Here is a 16,547-nt window from a genome sequence, read left to right as displayed (position 1 = left end):
CCACCTACTCCGTAGTGAGTTTGTCGAATATCCTTAGCTGCACGCCTGAAACGATCGCCACGATCACGAACAGGATCACCGCCAGCGCCGAGGCGTAACCCATGTCCCCGGCCTGGAAAGCTTTCAGGTAGATCATGTAGTCGATCGGCGTAGTGGAGTACCCAGGCCCGCCTCCCGTGACAGTGTAGACCAGGGCGAACAGGCCGACGAAGATCCATATCACGTTGATGATCACGAAGTAAGCTATGGTGGGCACGAGCAGGGGCAGGGTGACCTTCCAGAACCTCTGCCACCAGCTGGCGCCATCGATCCTAGCGGCCTCAAACAGCTCGGTTGATACATTGGCCAGGCCCGAGAGGAATATCAACACGCCCTGCCCAAGCGTCTGCCAGTAGAAGGCAAATATAAGCACCATGAAGGCCGTGGGCGTGGAGCTAAGCCACTCGGTCGCTAGAAAGCCTAGTCCAAGGGCCTTCAGCAACTGGTTCACTGCGCCAATGGGAGAGAACATGGTCTTCATCAGGATGCCCACCACCACGGCCGACAGGATGGTCGGTAGGTAGTATACCGACCTGAAGAGCCACCAGCCGGGGACGTGCTCGTACAGCAGCACAGACACTACCAGTGAGATCAGCAGTATGCCAGGCACCGACAGCAGGAACACGGTGTTGGTCCGCAGCAGCATCCACAGGTCGCCGTTGGTGATGATATCGGTGTAGTTGTGGAGCCCCACCCAGCTGGAGTTGTAGCCGTCCCAATGGGTGAAGCTATGGTAGAAGCTGCTGACGAAAGGGTACCACACCAGCACTCCGATCCCAAGGAGGGTGGGGAGCAGTGCCAGGTAGGCGGTAAGGGCCTCCCGTCTAGCCAACCCTCCAGGTCCTATGCTGAGCGTTCGGCCTAACGACTTCTTTGAGGCTTGTTCCAGGGCCCTGCCAGTGCCGGCTCCACGTAAGGTGCTCATCGTCGCCTCCTAGAGCAGCTCGTCGCGCTTCTTGTCCAGCTTCCCCATGAAGTCCTTGGGGCTGAGCTTGCCGGTCCATACGAGCTGAGCCTGGGCTACCTCCTCGGCCGTGAGCTCGGCAGGTAGGAGGTTGTCCGGCCAGGGAATCACATTTGGTTCAATGCCCCACCTGTACTGCAGCGCCAGTAACGGGTCTTTGTAGAGCTTGTCGGGATCGACGTCCTTGACGTTGACCAAGTTATTAGTGCTGTCCTTGGCCTTTTGTTCCTGCTCCTCCTTACTCATCAGGAACTTGATGAACTCCACCGCTTCCTGCTTGTGCTGGGAGTAGTTGGAGACCACGAAGGCCGATCCCACGTTGCCCACTCCCCCGTTCTTGATGGGTGCATTGTCGCTGTAGTTGGGCATCTTCGCCATGCCCAGGGCATCCCCCAGTGCAGACCGCGCGTCGCTGATTATCCAGAAGCCGCTTGGGGTAGTGGCGGCCTTTTTTTGATAGAACAACTGCACAGCCTCATCGCCTGCGGACTCCGCACCAGGATTAGTGTAAGGTCGTAGTTTGGTCCAATCCCGAACTACGGCCTCCAGCTTTGGATCGCTGAATCTCCTTCTGCCGTTGATCAGATCCTCCAAGCCGGGTGCGCCATCTACCATCTGTGCCAGCCAATAGTTAAGTATGTAGTAGACGTTACCCCCGTTGCCCACAGTCATGGGGATGACTCCGGTCGACTTTATCCGCTGTAGTAATTGGAGGAAGCCCTCAAGTTCTGATGGCCAGTTCTTGCTGGGATCCACGCCGGCTTTCGAAAGCAAATCCTTGTTGTAGAAGATGCACACGCAACCATCTAGCCCGGCCGGTACGCCATAGATCTTACCCTTTCCAGGCTTGAACCCATCCGTAACGGCTTCCCAACCGATGATGCGGTCCTTTTCCTGCTGGGTGAAATAGCTGTCCAGGGGCTCCAAGAACTGCTTGACGTTGAGCATGTAGCTGCCAGACCAACAACCGAAGACATCGGGGCCGTTCTTAGCGATGCTAGCCGTGCGGTACTTGGTGAACATATCGGGGCCGGCAGGTATCGACACCAGCTCTACCTTAATATGAGGGTTGGCAGACTCGAACCTTTTGATAGCTTGGTAGATATAGAAGTCCTCAAGCTTCTTCTTTTTGTTAGGGTCCTGGGTAGGAAACAGAGCGTTCCAAAAGGTTATCTTGACGGGCTTACTGCTTGAGCTTCCAGTCTTTGGCGATGGCGTGCCGCTGCCGGGCGCACCACAGGCGGCCGCTAGACCAACCAGCGCAACCCCTCCCAACCTCAGGAATGACCTTCTTGAGAACAACCGTGCCTGACAGTCCATGTGCATTCTCCTCCTTCCCTCCTTACAGTCGACCACCCTACGCCCAATAGCCCCCAAGAGACGTCCACGGCATTTTGTATACAATTATACTGATTTATGTCGGATAAAGATTGTGTAACATTATATTATAGCCGTTTGTGGTTGTCAATAGGCTTTATTAGGGCTATAATGAATCTATATCCGCGACTTAAGTCCACATACCGGCATATTTGTATACAAAAAGACACTACAGGAGGTGTTGGCATGGAGGCTGTGTTGAGGATCCCTCCTACGTTGGGGCAGCCTAGGCGGTACCGGGAATTGGTGTACGCCGCGATCAAGGAGGCCATACTCGAGGGGCGCTTTCTCCCCGGGCATCCGCTGGTGGAGGAAGAGATCGCCAGGGTGCTAGATGTCAGTAGGACCCCCGTCAGGGAGGCTCTGCTCATGCTCGAACACGATGGTCTGATAGAGACCAAGTACGGTCGAGGCATGTACGTGCGCAGGCTGACCCGTGAGGACTTTATAGATATGTTCACAGCCAACGAGGTGATCGAGCCCTACCTAGCTAGGCGAGCGTGTCTCCGTGTAACTGATGAGCAGATACAGCAGATGGAGAAGGCGATACAGATGGGAGAAGATGCAGCCAATGACGAGGACGTCCCCACCTTCCTGCGCTCCGGCAGGGAGTTCCACGGGCTCATGGGGCAGGCTGCAGACAACAGGTCGCTAGCAGAGGTCGTCAATAGAAATGAAGAGAAGACGGATCTATTCCTCATGGCCTACGGCAAGTGTTTGGATCGAGAGTGCATGTTCGCCTCCAACCGCGAGCATAGACTCATCCTACAAGCATTGGTAAAGAGAGATCCCGATGAGGCCGCTAGGCTGGTGCTGTTCCACTGTCAGTCGGTCAGGCACAGGTTCTCACCCTTGTTCAACCAAGAGGAGGAAGGCTAACTATGGGGAATACAGGAGGTAATGCCCACTGGGTTGAGAGGGCAAGGCGTCATATACCAGGGGGTGTCAACTCCAACAACAGAGCTCTGCCCTGGCCGATGGCGATAGTCAGAGCCGAGGGAGCTTACTTCTACGATGCCGACGGCCATCGCTACCTGGACTACCACGCCGCGTTCGGCCCCATTATCCTAGGGCACAACCATCTGGCAGTGAACACCGCCGTGAGGGAAACAATGGAGAGGCTGGACCTCTTGGGAACAGCTGTGACCGACTTGGAGGTGTTGCTCGCTGAGAAGATTTCCGAGCACATACCATCCGCCGAGATGGTGGCGCTGTGCAACTCCGGTTCGGAGGCCACCTACCTTGCGATCAGGCTGGCGAGAGCCATAACTGGGCGCCCCTCCATCGTCAAGTTCCAGGGTGCCTATCATGGTTGGCACGATGCGGTGGCCATGAACGTGATCAGTCGCCCAGAGAAGACAGGTCAAAAGGACCCGCTATCGCAGGGGATGCTAGAGGAGGAGATAGCACACACCTTCGTGCTCCCCTTCAACGACCTCGAGGCCGTCAGCGACCTCATGAGCAGGCACGGTGACGAGATAGCCGCGGTCATCGTGGAGGTGATACCCCACAACATAGGCTGTGTTCTCCCCAAGGAGGGCTATCTGGAGGGTCTGCGGGATATCGCCCACGCGAGCGGCAGCCTGCTCATCTTCGACGAGGTGGTCACGGGTTTCCGTCACGATCTCGGAGGGTACCAGCGCATATGTGGGGTCACTCCCGACCTGTCGACCTTTGCCAAGGCCATGGCCAACGGCTACCCCATCGCGGCTCTGGTGGGCAGGGCCGAGTACATGGAGAGGCTAGCGCCCGGGGGAGGAGTGTTCTTTGCAGGCACCTTCAACGGCACGCCGAGCAGCGTGGCAGCGGCGCTAGCGACCATCCATGAGCTGGAGGTTGGCGGGGTCCACGAGCACTGCTTCCGGCTGGCGGAGATGGCCGCCAACGGCCTCCAGGAGATAGCCAAGGAGCTGGGTATCGTCATGACCGTTGCTCGCTTTGGCTCGGTCTTCGTGCCTTACTTCATGGAAGGGCCCATAGAGAACTACGAGGATCTGCTGCGGAACGATACAGAGAGGGACCTCTGGTTTAGGAGATCGATGTGCGAGCGCGGGATATTCATGCTGCCCACAGCCCTCAAGCGCAACCATGTAAGTGCTGCTCACACCGAGGAAGACGTGGCCATGACCCTCGAGGTCGCCAGGCAGTTGCTCTCCGGTATGCCAGCACACATATGCTTGTAATAAGGAGAGGGCTATGAGGTTGAGGGGTAAGGTAGCGGTGATAACCGGTGCGGCTTCCGGCATAGGTATGGGCACGGCCGAAGTGTTTGCCGAGCACGGAGCAAGACTTGTCTTGGTCGACCTGGACGCTAAGGGGCTAGCGGGAGTAGTCGGCCAGCTCAAGGCTGGAGGGGCTGAGGTTGTTGGCATCAAGGGCGATGTCTCCCATAGATCGACTGCGGTAGAGGCGATTGGGGCTGCCCTGCAGCAGTACGGTCGAATCGATGTAGTGTTCAACAACGCGGGAGTGATGTACTCCGGAGCCTTCCATGAGCTGGATGATGACACTTGGGACAGGGTGCTCGATGTGAACCTCCGGGGCACTTACTTCTTCTGCAGGGGGGCCATCCCTTATATGCTGAAGCAGGGTGGAGGCTCGATCATAAATATGTCTTCCGTCATGGCGACCTTGACTGAGCCGGGCTACGAGGCTTACACCACATCGAAGGCCGGCATAATAGGTCTCACGAAGGCTATCGCGGTGTCCTATGCCGAGAAGGGAATAAGGTGCAACTGTATATGTCCGGGCTGGGTGGACACACCCATGAATCGTAGGCTGGCCGAGGAGTTAGGTGGCATTGAGCGACTGAACGTGCTAATCAAGCAGCAGCAACCCAACGGTAGGATGCTCTCCACGCGCGAGGTGGCTTACGCAGCATTGTTCCTAGCCTCTGATGAAGCCAGCGGTGTTACAGGGGCGGCGCTCTACGTGGATGGCGGTGCCTCCTCTGCTATATAGCTGTGTCCTCAGGCGCAGCATCAGGCCATCAAGTACAGCATACAGGAAGCCACAGCACAAGCTCGGATAAGTCATGGGTTTACGTACAGAACGAAAATCTAGGTTAAAGTCTCTGTAATGGGCGAGGTGTGGAGCATCTACCGCCGTTGATTAAAGACCATGTGGTGCTACGGGCAGAGATATGCTATAGTGGGCTACATGGTGACATCAGATACGGCCAGGCCAGATCTAGTAAGGCGTGTAACCCCTTTCCTGCCGCCTGGTAGCCGCATACACCAGATATTCGTGTGCCAGACCGCACCATACTTCTGGCTGTTCATAATCAACTACCTAACGTTCCTAACGATCTTCTGGATCCAGTATCGCTGCGTAGCTATCACGGATGATGGCATATACGTGCTCGAGAGCACCAAGTTCTCGGGAGGAGCTAAACCTAAGAAGCTGCTCGGCGTAATGCCTCGAAAGACGCGCCTTGGTCCGGTATCTGGTCGATGGGGGCAGATAACGCTCCTCGGGAGGAAACATTGGGTGCACAAACGGTTTCATCACTTGATAGACGCCGCCGACCGTGAAGCTGTTTGCTGTGAGCTTGGATAATCACCAGGTCACTAGCTGGGCAAAGGAGATAAATGAGCTCTCATCGCAATTTAGTTGGTTGCTATTCTCACTACCGACACTACCAAGGTTTTATCCCCATGATGGTGGCTATCGCGCTGCTTAGTATCTAATCGCCTATCCTCAAGCTAGAGATCAGCACTGGCAGCAGCGCTAGTAGCTTCCTGCTATAAGGCCTTAATCTGGTCATCAGGAGTATGGCTAGAGAAGATCATGCGGAGATGCCGTATAGAACACTATGGTCCATGGATAAATGCAAGACTGCTTGAACAGGCACCCGAGCCGTCGGTATCAAGCTATAAGTTGACATAACAACAATTCGTCCGTCTTACGAGATAATGCAGGGTGGAATGTTGACCATCAACTCTATCCGCCCAAGCCTGTGTTGCCGCCACCTCGGTGTAATCTACAGCAGGCACACTGCTTGTCCAAACAGCATCTCGTTCATGTGTTGGGATCCGCCGTACCTTGCTGTGATGTAACATGTCAATGAAGTGTTTTTTGAGCACTAGCTGGCGTCTAGCGCTGGCTGCTGGGCTATCAGCCGTCACAGGAACCGAATAATAGGTAGATCCGTGGCCTGAAGTTACACCAGCGCATACTAGCCAAGAACGGTCTATCTGTAGCACCTGCACAGCGCTGGACCATCAAGCAAACTAGGCAACATCGACGATATCCTGAAATGATTTTTACCGCTCACAACACCTCAGATCTTCGCCTGAGCCCGACACATTACTTCGCAGAAGATGCATTCTACGAAGTAATTACTCTCCCTTCACCGCCGCGTCCCACGACATCTCCAAGCTGATCGCTGCGTCCACTCCGTGTTCGTCCAGCTACCCAATACTGCAACAATAGAACCATCCACACAAGCTCCTCCAGGTGCTTCCTTACCTAAGTCGTCCACAACTGGACCGTCTCCCGATCCCCGTATTATAACCTACTGCTCAGTACCCCCATCTCCGCTAGGAGGAGCTCGACGTTGAAATGCCGTCCTAGCCCCCGCTCTCTACCCCATTATGGGGAGAGGGAACGCAGCCGAGAGCACACCCGCCCTATCTCCTCCCCCCGCTCCCGCAGCGCCCACAGCCGCTCTCCGGGACTCATAGCCTCCAGTCGGGGGTATCCGCAGCCCGAGCGCCCACGCCCGGGGCACGAGCTCCCTTACCAAGGGGTAGAAGATCTTGATGGCTTCCATCAGCTGCATCAGGTCCCCCAACTCCGCCTTCACCAGCGGCCCATCACCCTGTACGACAGGGTGATGGGCTCCGACAGCCACGCGTACACCAGGGTATCAGCACGAACTGCACCCTCGCCAGGGGCTTCTCCTCGCTCACTTCTCACTACTAAGGAGCTTGGCATCATGACCACGAAGGATCTCCTGCGCTTCTCCGCCACGTGGTATGCTAGGAGATCACTGCCAAGCAGGTTCCGCCGCGCTCTGGACCAGAAGGCATACAAGGAAGCGCTGTAGCATTAAACCCCACAAGGCTCACACAACCCATTATTATATCAAATCACCTCTGCTGCGACTCATGGATCGACCCCTGTCAACAGTGACCTCGCCGCCCGAGAGCGCGCGTAGCTCCTCGTCGCCCAGCAGCCTCAGGATGCGGAGTACGTGCGCATCCACTTGGGACTCCCAGTCCGCCGCAGCTGCTGGCTGGGGCATGGGATGTCGATGACGGACACCCTGTTCGTGGCGGGTACCAGCTCCTCGGTTGTGCCCCCGGAGGAGCTGCTGCCCGTTCACCTCTCCCTGTCCGGTGAGGGCGCGTATCCTTGCTCGACATCCACCTCCACTGCCTGCCGGGGACGATACTGTGCGCTGGCGCCCGGCGGGAGCTGTGGGCGAGTTTGGATGTGATGCTCTAGATCTGGGCCTCCACATCCGACTGGGTGGGCTCGCGCTCTCCTCCGATCGGATCGACTCTCCTTGTAAGTCATACTACACAGCAAGATGAGAATTAAATGACCGAAGCCATGTGGGAGCTCACCGTGGTGATCTACTTGGCGGGTACGTTATATAGCCCAAAAGTACTACCCTTTCCATCTTGCACACACACGTAGATATATGTATGATGTAGTCATCTACTTGATGCTCATCTAGCCCATAAGATACTACATAAGGCGTTTGTTAGTAAGCGCACATTCCTACTACGCATCTCTGTCGCTCCCCAGGAGCCGCTGGGTTTTGCCTGGGTAGGCTAGATGTGCCATATTCTGCTTGACATGAAAGGAGGGGGTATGCTCACCAGATCCCCCCAAGCTTGTGTGGGATCCGTAGATAGCCTTAATAGAAGCAGAAGGTGCATAGGAGGGACAGAAGGTGAGATATAGATACGGGATATTCTTGGCATTGCTGGCGCTGCTGCCGGCGCTGCTGTGGGCCCACCCCCATCGCGCCGCGCCCCCCATGGCCCCTACCGTCCGCGGCATCCTCCTGGCCCACGCCATCCCCCAGGACGCGGCCAAGGAAGCCCTCGCCCGGCTCCACGAGCAGCACGCCCGCTCCCTGCTCCCCAGATTGCCCCGCGTACCTCGTCTCCCGCTACGACGTCGCCCCACTGCCCCCACACCACATAACCCCCCACTCACCTCGGCCCACAAGACGTCAACCTAGCCCCCTTTTTGGCCCTCCACGCCGCCCTACGCCACCCCGAATAGCAGGGATGATAGCCCCCCACACCCTCCGGCCCTAAGGAGACGCACCCACCAGCCACGGCACCACCTTGGCCGATCCCACCCAACCGCTGGCCCCAAGGAGGCGGGGACACATCTACCCATCGCAACCTTGACCACCTCCACCCTGGCTCCAGGAAGACGACCCACACACTGTCCAGCAGACCCAACCCCCAGGGGCCAGTACCCACCCCAAGAGGTCTCCCACCTCCCACGCCGCCTCCACGCCCCACACCCCGCGCCACCAACGTCCCCGCCACGGCCCGCGGAACCGGCACCCCCATACCCGGCACCCGCCTAAAAGCCATGCCGGCGCAACCCCTGCCACAGGTCAGGGCCGGCCACCCGCAAAGGCGCCCGCGGGAACACCTAATTGCGAACCCAATTTCCACACTGCAAGGGGTAAATCTAGAAGCGGGAATAAGATAGGTCGGTATTTTCCTCTAGGTGTTATGCGGGCTTCAAACCCTCATCACCTGCACAACTAGGACAAAAAATACTCCCTTTTTAGCACGAACCCGGACATCTACCTGCGCGAACTAGACAATAGGGGGTTCAACGTTGAACCTCCCAGAAGGGGAAAACGGCGTAAAAATCTCCCGAGCACAAAAAAGGGGCAAATAAAACTCCAAGGGAAGCGATTTGGTGTAGAAGAAGGACACAGGACATACTCATCATAGGTCATCGGCACACCCCACTTAGCGGTTACAAGATCCAGCGCTAGGGATGCTGACCGGGGAGAAAGAAGATGCTAGGGACCTGTACCTCCAAGCCTATAGGTAGCAAGGAGGTTGGGTAGATCTCGGCCGTCCCTCCGGAGCTGAGCGGCTGGGCCTAAGGCGGGGCGGTAGCATGCTGCCCATCAGGTTGCACACACAGTACACACACCTATTGATCTATAACGTGCACCCTAGTATAATTTGGGAGCAGCGTGACAGCTGCAAACAAATTTATCTCAGGAGGTGCTTATAAGCAGCATAGAGCGTAACTTCTCTTTCCATGCTCGCAAGCGTATGCAGCAGAGGCACGTCTCGTACCAACAGGTCGAGTACGTTATAAAGCATGGCGTGGTGTTGCGGCGCACAGGCGTTACGTTTTACGTACTCCTGCGCAAATGCATACCGGCCAGTGACTTGGCAAGAGATGACTGCTCTAAGCTTGAGGGCACTGTTGTGGTGACAGAAGGCCCCAACGTCCTGACGGTGTACCGAAACCGTAGAGCTCTCAAGAGGGTCAAGCGGAAACCACCTTACAGGCTAGGAAGCACCTCTAAATATGGTGGGCCCGAGTATATACTGGGTAGGACATCTTCAGCCCAGAGCTGCTGTTGATGGATCCCTCCCACTGTACTTGGGCCCTACCAAGGTTGTGTGATCCCAAGCCAAGGCTTGGGATCACACCCTAATATCTGAGTTCCATGTGTCACATAGAGGACGGTAGGATCTAGGCACCTACTGCTGCCTCAAGCAGTATGGTGACCTACGATGGGCATATAAATAAAGCCGCGCGTGCTGCCACAGCTAGGGCACTAGGATGGACACAGAAGGACTGTAGGGAGCTGAGAATACGGGGGGAGTCAAGCGGTTCGACCGCATGCAGTGGCGCATGCTATCCGGGAACTCGTGCTGATGCCTATACCTTGCCGCAAGCTCCTATCCCTGGGCACCTCGATCGAGCTGCCTCTAGGTAATTGGCAGGAAGTGGCGCTAGCAGTTGAGAGATCGCTGGAAGATATTCGAGAGGCGCTTCAAGCCTCATATTCGCTCTCTCCCGAGAAGTTCGCCCGCCTAGTAAGATTCCGAGCGGCCATGGAGCACCCGGTGCGCTACGCCGGATTCGCACGGGTAGATTCGGCATACGAACATGGCTACATCGATCAAGCCCCTACCCCATGAGCGCAAGACATTTGCTGGCCGTGCGCCTGCGACGCCGTAATATATATGGGCAAATGCATGGTGCATTGTCCCAGAGTTTATATTTTATGTCAAATAATACTTTCCCCACTTGTATCCCGCTTGAAGATGTCGGTCCAAGGATCGAGCAGGTCCATGAGCGCGATCTAGTCAGCTTGGTCACTCGATGTTGCGATGCCTGGCCTCCATCTCCTCACTGCTTACTCCCAATCTAGCCTGCAGCTCCATCACGAGCAGATCGAACAACAGGAACAGGCTCTGCTCAAAGAGGTTGCCCATCGGCTGGATGGAAGGCACCACCTCCGATCTGCCTTTGTACACTGTCGCAGGTACCCACAACACGACGTCGGCTATCTGGGGCGTAGGGCCACCAGGATCTCCGGTCACCACCATGGTCTTAGCTCCCCGCAGCTTGGACTGCTCCACTAGGTAGTGGATATGCCCTATAGCTCCCGAGCCGCTGGTGGCAACTAGTAGATCTCCAGGGCCTATGGCAGGAGTGGTGTCATCCCATATCCAATGGCTCCGCAAGCCTAGATGCATCAGGCGCATCGCAAAGGCACGAGTAGCAAGCCCTTCCCTCCCGACACCTGCAAGCACTATCCTGCGTGCACCCTGGAGGAGGCTGAGGCAGGCCTCTACCTGCTCCCTGGATACGCGCGCTAAAACCTGCTGGATCTCATCCAGCACCTGCTTATATACCCGCTCGTCCACAGCTCATACCTCCTTCAACGCTGAGAGATCGTATACACCAACCCACACCCTCCGTGCCTCCATCAGGGGGTAGGAAGATGTGTGAGTAGACAGGATAGCCAAGGCCCTGCGCTAGGAGGGCTTGGGGGTCTTGACCAACCCATGCTGCAGCGCGTAAGCAACAACCTGCGTGCGGTTCTCAAGATGTAGCTTGTCCAGGATGTTGCGCAGGTGGTATTTGATCGTGTTCTCCGAGAGGATCAAGCGCTCCGCAAGTTCCTTGTTAGAGGTCACGCCCTGCACGAGCAGCTCTAAAATCTCCCTCTCGCGCTCTGTGAGCACCTCAAGCTGCTTGGGCTCCTTCTGAGACGGCCGAGCCATCTCCTTCAACAGCTTGCGCGCCAGACCAGGGGTGAAGGCTGGTTCCCCCCTGGCTGCGGCTTCCAATAGCTCGAAGAATTGCCCCGAGCGCACGTCTTTGAACATGTATCCCTGAGCGCCCGACTTCACAGCCTCAAATAGGTCTTCGTCGTCCTCCGAAGCAGTCAGGATCACCACCCGCACCTCGGGCATCTCGGTGCTTATGGCACGGGTAGCAGCTAGACCATCTAGCTCCGGCATCTTGAGATCCATCAACACCACGTCCGGTTGCAGCTGACGAGTCATCTCGATGGCCTCTCGACCGTTGCTGGCCTCCCCTACTACCTCCACCCCCTTGGCCTCCAGCAACGTGCGTAGGCTATCTCGGAACAGTGCATGATCGTCCGCTATCAGTACCCTCATCTCCACCTCCGCACTTAGTCACGATTATCCATGGGCACGCACACCCGCACGCGCGTGCCTGCACCATGGGAAGATTCTACATCAAGACGCGCCCCTATGGACTCAGCACGCTCTCGCATGATCGCTAGTCCGAACTTAGGGAAATCCCTAGGCAGCACACCTGCGGGATCAAAGCCTCGTCCGTCGTCCTCCACCACCGCCTCAAGGTGCCTGTGGTTCTCCCGAAGGACGACCTTGACCCTAGTGGCCCCTGAGTGTTTGCGCACGTTAGCCAGAGCCTCCTGCAGGATACGTAGCAGCTGTAGGTCGGCCCTAGGACTCAGATGGGGGTCATTCACGCATGCATCTATATCCACCCGGATACCGCTTTGCTCCTCCCACTGCTCAAGGTAGGTACGTAATGCTTCAAGGAAGCTACCATCTCCCGTAGGCACAACGCGCAGGGCTAGAATCTGCTCCCGCAAGTCCCTATAGGCTCCTCGTGCCACCTCGGCCATCTTATCCAGCTCGAGCAGCGCGCGCTCAGTGCGTCCCGACCGCAACAGGTCACCCACTGCCTGCGCTTTGAGGTTCACATAGCCCAATACTTGCGCCAGGCCGTCGTGCATCTCCCGAGCAATCCTCGTCCTCTCTTGGGTAATGGCCAGCTCCCACACCTGACTGTGTAGGCGTGCGTTGTCGATGGCCAATGCGGCCTGAGTGGCAAACCTTCTTAAGGTTCGCTCATCCTCGTCGGAGAACTCAGTTGCTCCCTCTTTCTCAGTCAAGTACAGGTTGCCTACTACCCTACTATGGGAGGTTATCGGCACCGCCAAGAGAGAGCGCATTACCGGATGGTGTGGAGGAAAACCCGCAGATTTTGGATGTCTCGTCAAGTCACGCAGCCGGAGGCTCTTCCCTTCCTCCAGCACGATCCCCAATAGCCCGTGTCCGGGCGGCGGCGGTCCGATCCTTTCACGCTCCTCGGGAGCGATGCCTGAGGTAACGAAGTGCTCTACCTTACCTTCCTTCAATATGGACAACGCGCCATATCTAGCCCCCACCAATATGCGAGCCCTGTCCACTATCCTCTGCAGGACGGCCTCTAGATCCAGATCGGATGAGATGTCGACGCCGGCCTCGTGCAGTGCCAACAGCTCCCTGTCCTGCTGCAAGAGCCTGGCCTGTAGCCTGCCGATGTAGGCAAACACGAAGTGGACTATTTCCTACCAGGAGGTGAGATCATGAACGCAAGAGGTAACGCAATCCACTGGTGGACACTGGGGGCAGCTGTGGTGGGTGCACTCCTACTGTCCTACAGTAGTAGGCCGGGATCTGACCAGGGGTTGGGGTTTACATCCGTAGTCGTAGGTGTACTGTTGTTCTTGGTCACTCTGTGGTTGCTATCTCGCAGCTACAGACCCGGCAGCTATACCGTCAGCGAGGATGAGATCCCCCACCGTGAGTGGCGCTGGTTCCAGTTCCTCCGCTTTGGATATGGGGCATCACTATTGCTGCTCCCGATCCGCATCTACGTTGGCTATGAATGGCTGCAGGCCGGGATAGAAAAGGTGGGTAGTCCTGCCTGGACTGGTAGTCAGGCTGGGGCGGCCGTACGAGGGTTCGCACAAGGGGCTTTGGCCAAGACGGCTGGGGAGCATCCGGATGTACAGGGCTGGTACGCCTGGTTCCTAAGGGAGGTGGTGATACCGAACTCAGCGCTGTTTGGATGGTTGGTTGCATGGGGTGAGGTGCTGGTGGGCATAGCTCTCATCTTGGGATTCCTGACTGGGGTGGCAGCCTTCTTTGGGGGAGTGATGAACGCTAACTACCTGCTGGCAGGCACGGTCTCCACCAACCCCATACTCCTGGCGTTGGAGCTGGTGCTCATAGTGGGTTGGAGACCAGCCGGCTGGTGGGGTCTGGATCGATGGATCATCCCACTCATCAGCCAAGCATGGACACGAGTTCCAGAGACAGGAGCAAGCCCAGAGCGCTCGGCAACTTGAGTGCCGATCTTGTCCCAGTAAGCTGCAGCAGTGGTCGCTGTTATAGCGACCACTGCTCTCGAGCTCAGGAGCTATGAACTAGGCAACCTCCTTGGTGACCCCGAGCCTGCTAGCGTACGCTAGCAGCAAGCGCATACTTATCTCCTGGGTTGTTTAGCCCCTAAATCATAAAACAGTGGATGTGATCAGCCCACATACCTACGGATAGCCGTAGTCTCTTACCTCCTACCTGCTGGGATGGTTTGAGAGCGAGGGCGATGTGCAGGCCGGTCGGCTGATGTTATACTAAATGCACCATGGACCAGACATCAGGGGAAGAGGTTAAGGTAGGAGGTACCTTCCAGCGCGCATTGCTGGAGATCGCGCGCTCGGAACCAACAGCGCGCGATCTGGACACCTGGCTTCAACACGTTATGGAGGTCGTTTGCCAGTCGATGCGCGCAGATCTGTGCGGGGTGTTCGAACGGGTGGAGGGCAACCAGTTACTGCTACGAGCCGGAGTGGGATGGCGCACCGGCTTGGTGGGGTACGCAACTGTCGAAGCTTCGGGAAGTGAGCCGCGGTTCACGGATCCCCTGCTAGAGAACCACAACGTGAGGGCGGGCGTAAGCGCCTCGATCGAGGGGCCGGAAGGATCTTGGGGTGTGATCAGCGCGTACACGAGGGGTAATAGGAGTTTCACAGATGAGGAGGCGATCTTCATCCAAACGGTAGCCGGCGTGCTAGGGATGGCTGTCCGCTGCCGAACCCCATTAGCAGAGCCTCGCTTCCGAGAACTTCTGGAGACCGCACCTGACGCGATCCTTACCGTTGATCGGGATGGGCGTATCCTGCTGGTCAACTCCCAGGCAGAAAAGCTGTTCGGCTACGCCCGCGAGGAGTTGATCGGCTAATCGATCGAGATATTGTTGCCCGACCACCTCAGAGAGATCCACAGGCATCACAGGGAGAACTACTATAGGTCTCCTCGCACCAGGCCAATGGGCATAGGCATGGAGCTGTGGGCTAAGCGCAAGGACGGCACCGTGTTCCCGACCGAGATCAGCCTGAGCCCGCTGCACACCGATGACGGGCTGCTAGTTTTCGCTGCAGTGCGTGACATTACCGATCGCAAGCAGCTTGAGGATCGCCTGCGATTCCTGGCAGAAGCCAGCAAACTGCTCGTCTCCTCCATGAGCTACGAGGCTATGCCTCGGATGCTAGCGCACCTAATCGTACCTCAATTAGCTGATTGCTGCATGGTCGATCTGCTGCTGTCTGACGGCTCCCTCCAGAGGGTAGCGGTCGCACATAGCGATCAGACAACGGAGAGCTTGCTCAGGGAGCACCTTGAGGGCATGCAGTACCAACCCCAAGATGTGCCCACAGTTTGGCAGGTGCTCCAGACGGGCCGATCATCTTCCTCCTCACAGCTTCCAGAGGGACTGCTCTCAGAGCGAGCAACGGGGACAGGAGCCTTATCCCCACCGCAAATGCTTGCTACAGGATCTTATATGTGCGCTCCACTGTTAGCACGCGACCGAGCGCTAGGGGTTATCTCTTTCTTGACCTCTCAACAAGGAAGGTATGTACGGGGAGATCTTGAGCTCGCTGAGGAGCTTGGTAGGCGTGCGGGCATCGCCCTGGATAACGCTCGCCTGTACAACGACTTGCAGAACGCTATCAGGGTCAGGAACGAGTTCCTGGCATTGATCACGCACGACCTCAAGAACCCGCTGGCTGCGCTTGGCATATACCTGGAGGCGCTCAGGGTAAGGCTGGGTTCGGTTGGAGAGCTCCAGGATCAGGGCATCAAGCGATCGCTGGATAACATGGCCCGCACGGTAGCTCAGAGACTGGACAGGTACAGGAGCTGTTGGACTTGGCCAAGACACAGATAGGGCAAGGGCTTGAGCTCGACCGACAACGCGTATCTCTGGTGGAGCTAACGAGAAAGGTAGTAGAGGATCAACGGAGAACGACCAACAAACACCATATACAGCTGTTTGTGGAAAGCCCCGAGCTTACAGGCTTCTGGGACGCCACTCGCCTGGAGCGCGTGGTCACCAACCTTGTATCCAACGCCATCAAGTACAGCCCGGATGGTGGGGAGATAGAGGTGACCATCTCTCAGGAGAAGAGAGATGGTGAGGATATAGCTGTGGTTAGGGTGAGAGATCATGGCCTGGGCATTCCCACGGCTGAGATCCCAAGGATATTCGATAGGTTCTACCGTGCCAGCAACGCCAGAAGCAAGGTAGGAGGCATCGGTGTGGGACTGGCCAGCGCCAAGCAGATAGTCGAGCAACACGGAGGCACCATAGAGGTGGAGAGCGAGGAAGGACTGGGATCAACCTTTACCATCAAGCTGCCCACACGATATGATCTTAGATGCATTGACGCTGAGAAGACAAATCGTGCTCCTTAGGGCGCTCCTGATCTCAGTACCCTAGCGGGACCACCTATCTTATCGGCAAAATCCTTGTAGAGGATGAGCGATTTGATGGCGATCTCTGCAACCATCGTTCCCACAGTCTAGATTAGATTTGCGGA

At 56.8% G+C, this 16,547-nt stretch carries 18 protein-coding genes and 1 pseudogene; 11 read left to right on the top strand and 8 right to left on the bottom strand.

Translation table 11 applies throughout. The features are described 5' to 3' along the window. Positions 1-4: 4 nt before the first annotated feature. Positions 5-964, bottom strand: coding sequence for a carbohydrate ABC transporter permease (locus N2245_RS00760; RefSeq protein WP_494534823.1), 960 nt, complete (start codon positions 962-964; stop codon positions 5-7). A 9-nt stretch (positions 965-973) separates the two neighbouring features. After that, entirely contained in the window at positions 974-2,323 is a 1,350-nt protein-coding gene (locus tag N2245_RS00755) for an ABC transporter substrate-binding protein (RefSeq protein WP_494534822.1), read from the bottom strand. 243 nt (positions 2,324-2,566) lie between these two features. On the opposite strand from N2245_RS00755, the gene N2245_RS00750 reads away from it, so the two are divergent. The 4 genes from N2245_RS00750 to N2245_RS00735 all read left to right on the top strand — a co-directional run bounded on the left by N2245_RS00750 (position 2,567) and on the right by N2245_RS00735 (position 5,938). After that, the gene (locus N2245_RS00750) at positions 2,567-3,259 is read left to right on the top strand and encodes a GntR family transcriptional regulator (RefSeq protein ID WP_494534821.1); all 693 of its coding nucleotides are present in this window, start codon (positions 2,567-2,569) and stop codon (positions 3,257-3,259) included. A 2-nt stretch (positions 3,260-3,261) separates the two neighbouring features. Beyond that, the gene (locus N2245_RS00745; protein WP_494534820.1) at positions 3,262-4,563 is read left to right on the top strand and encodes an aspartate aminotransferase family protein; all 1,302 of its coding nucleotides are present in this window, start codon (positions 3,262-3,264) and stop codon (positions 4,561-4,563) included. Positions 4,564-4,576: 13 nt separating this feature from the next. Continuing rightward, the gene (locus N2245_RS00740; protein WP_494534819.1) at positions 4,577-5,341 is read left to right on the top strand and encodes an SDR family NAD(P)-dependent oxidoreductase; all 765 of its coding nucleotides are present in this window, start codon (positions 4,577-4,579) and stop codon (positions 5,339-5,341) included. A 159-nt stretch (positions 5,342-5,500) separates the two neighbouring features. Next, positions 5,501-5,938: a hypothetical protein gene (locus tag N2245_RS00735; protein ID WP_494534818.1), complete on the top strand. Its 438-nt coding sequence runs from the start codon at positions 5,501-5,503 to the stop codon at positions 5,936-5,938. A 1,027-nt stretch (positions 5,939-6,965) separates the two neighbouring features. On the opposite strand, the gene N2245_RS00730 is transcribed toward N2245_RS00735, so the two are convergent. Both N2245_RS00730 and N2245_RS00725 read right to left on the bottom strand, forming a co-directional pair. Next, positions 6,966-7,235, bottom strand: coding sequence for a hypothetical protein (locus N2245_RS00730; protein ID WP_494534817.1), 270 nt, complete (start codon positions 7,233-7,235; stop codon positions 6,966-6,968). Between the two features lie 228 nt (positions 7,236-7,463). Beyond that, positions 7,464-7,847, bottom strand: coding sequence for a hypothetical protein (locus N2245_RS00725; RefSeq protein ID WP_494534816.1), 384 nt, complete (start codon positions 7,845-7,847; stop codon positions 7,464-7,466). A gap of 438 nt (positions 7,848-8,285) precedes the next feature. Here N2245_RS00725 and N2245_RS00720 point away from each other — a divergent pair, with 438 nt between their 5' ends. Beyond that, a complete protein-coding gene (locus tag N2245_RS00720; RefSeq protein ID WP_494534815.1) occupies positions 8,286-8,579 on the top strand; it encodes a hypothetical protein in 294 nt (97 codons plus the stop codon). Here the strand turns inward: N2245_RS00720 and N2245_RS00715 are convergent. After that, positions 8,551-8,946 carry a hypothetical protein gene (locus N2245_RS00715; RefSeq protein ID WP_494534814.1) on the bottom strand — a complete coding sequence of 132 codons (396 nt, stop codon included), beginning with the start codon at positions 8,944-8,946 and terminating at the stop codon, positions 8,551-8,553. The two genes, N2245_RS00720 and N2245_RS00715, sit on opposite strands and share 29 nt — an antisense overlap. Before the next feature lie 654 nt (positions 8,947-9,600). Here N2245_RS00715 and N2245_RS00710 point away from each other — a divergent pair. Next, positions 9,601-9,969 carry a DUF4258 domain-containing protein gene (locus tag N2245_RS00710; protein ID WP_494534813.1) on the top strand — a complete coding sequence of 123 codons (369 nt, stop codon included), beginning with the start codon at positions 9,601-9,603 and terminating at the stop codon, positions 9,967-9,969. 297 nt (positions 9,970-10,266) lie between these two features. Then, positions 10,267-10,533 carry a hypothetical protein gene (locus N2245_RS00705; RefSeq protein ID WP_494534812.1) on the top strand — a complete coding sequence of 89 codons (267 nt, stop codon included), beginning with the start codon at positions 10,267-10,269 and terminating at the stop codon, positions 10,531-10,533. Between the two features lie 177 nt (positions 10,534-10,710). Here N2245_RS00705 and hxlB read toward each other — a convergent pair whose 3' ends face one another. From hxlB to N2245_RS00690, 3 genes are all read right to left on the bottom strand, one after another. Beyond that, a complete protein-coding gene (gene hxlB / locus N2245_RS00700; RefSeq protein ID WP_494534811.1) occupies positions 10,711-11,265 on the bottom strand; it encodes a 6-phospho-3-hexuloisomerase in 555 nt (184 codons plus the stop codon). A gap of 111 nt (positions 11,266-11,376) precedes the next feature. Then, positions 11,377-12,027 (bottom strand): response regulator, encoded by a 651-nt coding sequence (locus N2245_RS00695; RefSeq protein ID WP_494534810.1) that lies wholly within the window; start codon positions 12,025-12,027, stop codon positions 11,377-11,379. A gap of 14 nt (positions 12,028-12,041) precedes the next feature. Beyond that, positions 12,042-13,217: a GAF domain-containing sensor histidine kinase gene (locus N2245_RS00690; protein ID WP_494534809.1), complete on the bottom strand. Its 1,176-nt coding sequence runs from the start codon at positions 13,215-13,217 to the stop codon at positions 12,042-12,044. Between the two features lie 33 nt (positions 13,218-13,250). On the opposite strand from N2245_RS00690, the gene N2245_RS00685 reads away from it, so the two are divergent. The 4 genes and pseudogenes from N2245_RS00685 to N2245_RS00670 all read left to right on the top strand — a co-directional run bounded on the left by N2245_RS00685 (position 13,251) and on the right by N2245_RS00670 (position 16,422). Then, a complete protein-coding gene (locus tag N2245_RS00685; RefSeq protein ID WP_494534808.1) occupies positions 13,251-14,015 on the top strand; it encodes a DoxX family protein in 765 nt (254 codons plus the stop codon). A gap of 296 nt (positions 14,016-14,311) precedes the next feature. Then, positions 14,312-15,136, top strand: a pseudogene (locus tag N2245_RS00680) (PAS domain S-box protein); the annotation flags it as partial. A gap of 51 nt (positions 15,137-15,187) precedes the next feature. Further along, the gene (locus N2245_RS00675; protein WP_494534914.1) at positions 15,188-15,895 is read left to right on the top strand and encodes a GAF domain-containing protein; all 708 of its coding nucleotides are present in this window, start codon (positions 15,188-15,190) and stop codon (positions 15,893-15,895) included. Beyond that, positions 15,877-16,422 carry a sensor histidine kinase gene (locus N2245_RS00670; protein WP_494534807.1) on the top strand — a complete coding sequence of 182 codons (546 nt, stop codon included), beginning with the start codon at positions 15,877-15,879 and terminating at the stop codon, positions 16,420-16,422. Before N2245_RS00675 ends, N2245_RS00670 begins: the two co-directional genes overlap by 19 nt. The last annotated feature ends 125 nt before the right edge of the window (positions 16,423-16,547 follow it).

The sequence above is a fragment of the Thermobaculum sp. T2p genome, from assembly GCF_059335935.1.
This window is presented reverse-complemented; position numbering and strand designations above follow the sequence as displayed.

What these genes read in the sequence shown, in the direction of transcription:
- N2245_RS00760 (WP_494534823.1), bottom strand. Translation starts at nt 964, where the DNA reads ATGAGCACCTTACGTGGAGCCGGCACTGGCAGGGCCCTGGAACAAGCC.
- N2245_RS00755 (WP_494534822.1), bottom strand. Translation starts at nt 2,323, where the DNA reads ATGGACTGTCAGGCACGGTTGTTCTCAAGAAGGTCATTCCTGAGGTTG.
- N2245_RS00750 (WP_494534821.1), top strand. Translation starts at nt 2,567, where the DNA reads ATGGAGGCTGTGTTGAGGATCCCTCCTACGTTGGGGCAGCCTAGGCGG.
- N2245_RS00745 (WP_494534820.1), top strand. Translation starts at nt 3,262, where the DNA reads ATGGGGAATACAGGAGGTAATGCCCACTGGGTTGAGAGGGCAAGGCGT.
- N2245_RS00740 (WP_494534819.1), top strand. Translation starts at nt 4,577, where the DNA reads ATGAGGTTGAGGGGTAAGGTAGCGGTGATAACCGGTGCGGCTTCCGGC.
- N2245_RS00735 (WP_494534818.1), top strand. Translation starts at nt 5,501, where the DNA reads ATGTGGTGCTACGGGCAGAGATATGCTATAGTGGGCTACATGGTGACA.
- N2245_RS00725 (WP_494534816.1), bottom strand. Translation starts at nt 7,847, where the DNA reads ATGTGGAGGCCCAGATCTAGAGCATCACATCCAAACTCGCCCACAGCT.
- N2245_RS00715 (WP_494534814.1), bottom strand. Translation starts at nt 8,946, where the DNA reads ATGGCTTTTAGGCGGGTGCCGGGTATGGGGGTGCCGGTTCCGCGGGCC.
- N2245_RS00705 (WP_494534812.1), top strand. Translation starts at nt 10,267, where the DNA reads ATGCCTATACCTTGCCGCAAGCTCCTATCCCTGGGCACCTCGATCGAG.
- N2245_RS00695 (WP_494534810.1), bottom strand. Translation starts at nt 12,027, where the DNA reads ATGAGGGTACTGATAGCGGACGATCATGCACTGTTCCGAGATAGCCTA.
- N2245_RS00685 (WP_494534808.1), top strand. Translation starts at nt 13,251, where the DNA reads ATGAACGCAAGAGGTAACGCAATCCACTGGTGGACACTGGGGGCAGCT.
- N2245_RS00675 (WP_494534914.1), top strand. Translation starts at nt 15,188, where the DNA reads ATGAGCTACGAGGCTATGCCTCGGATGCTAGCGCACCTAATCGTACCT.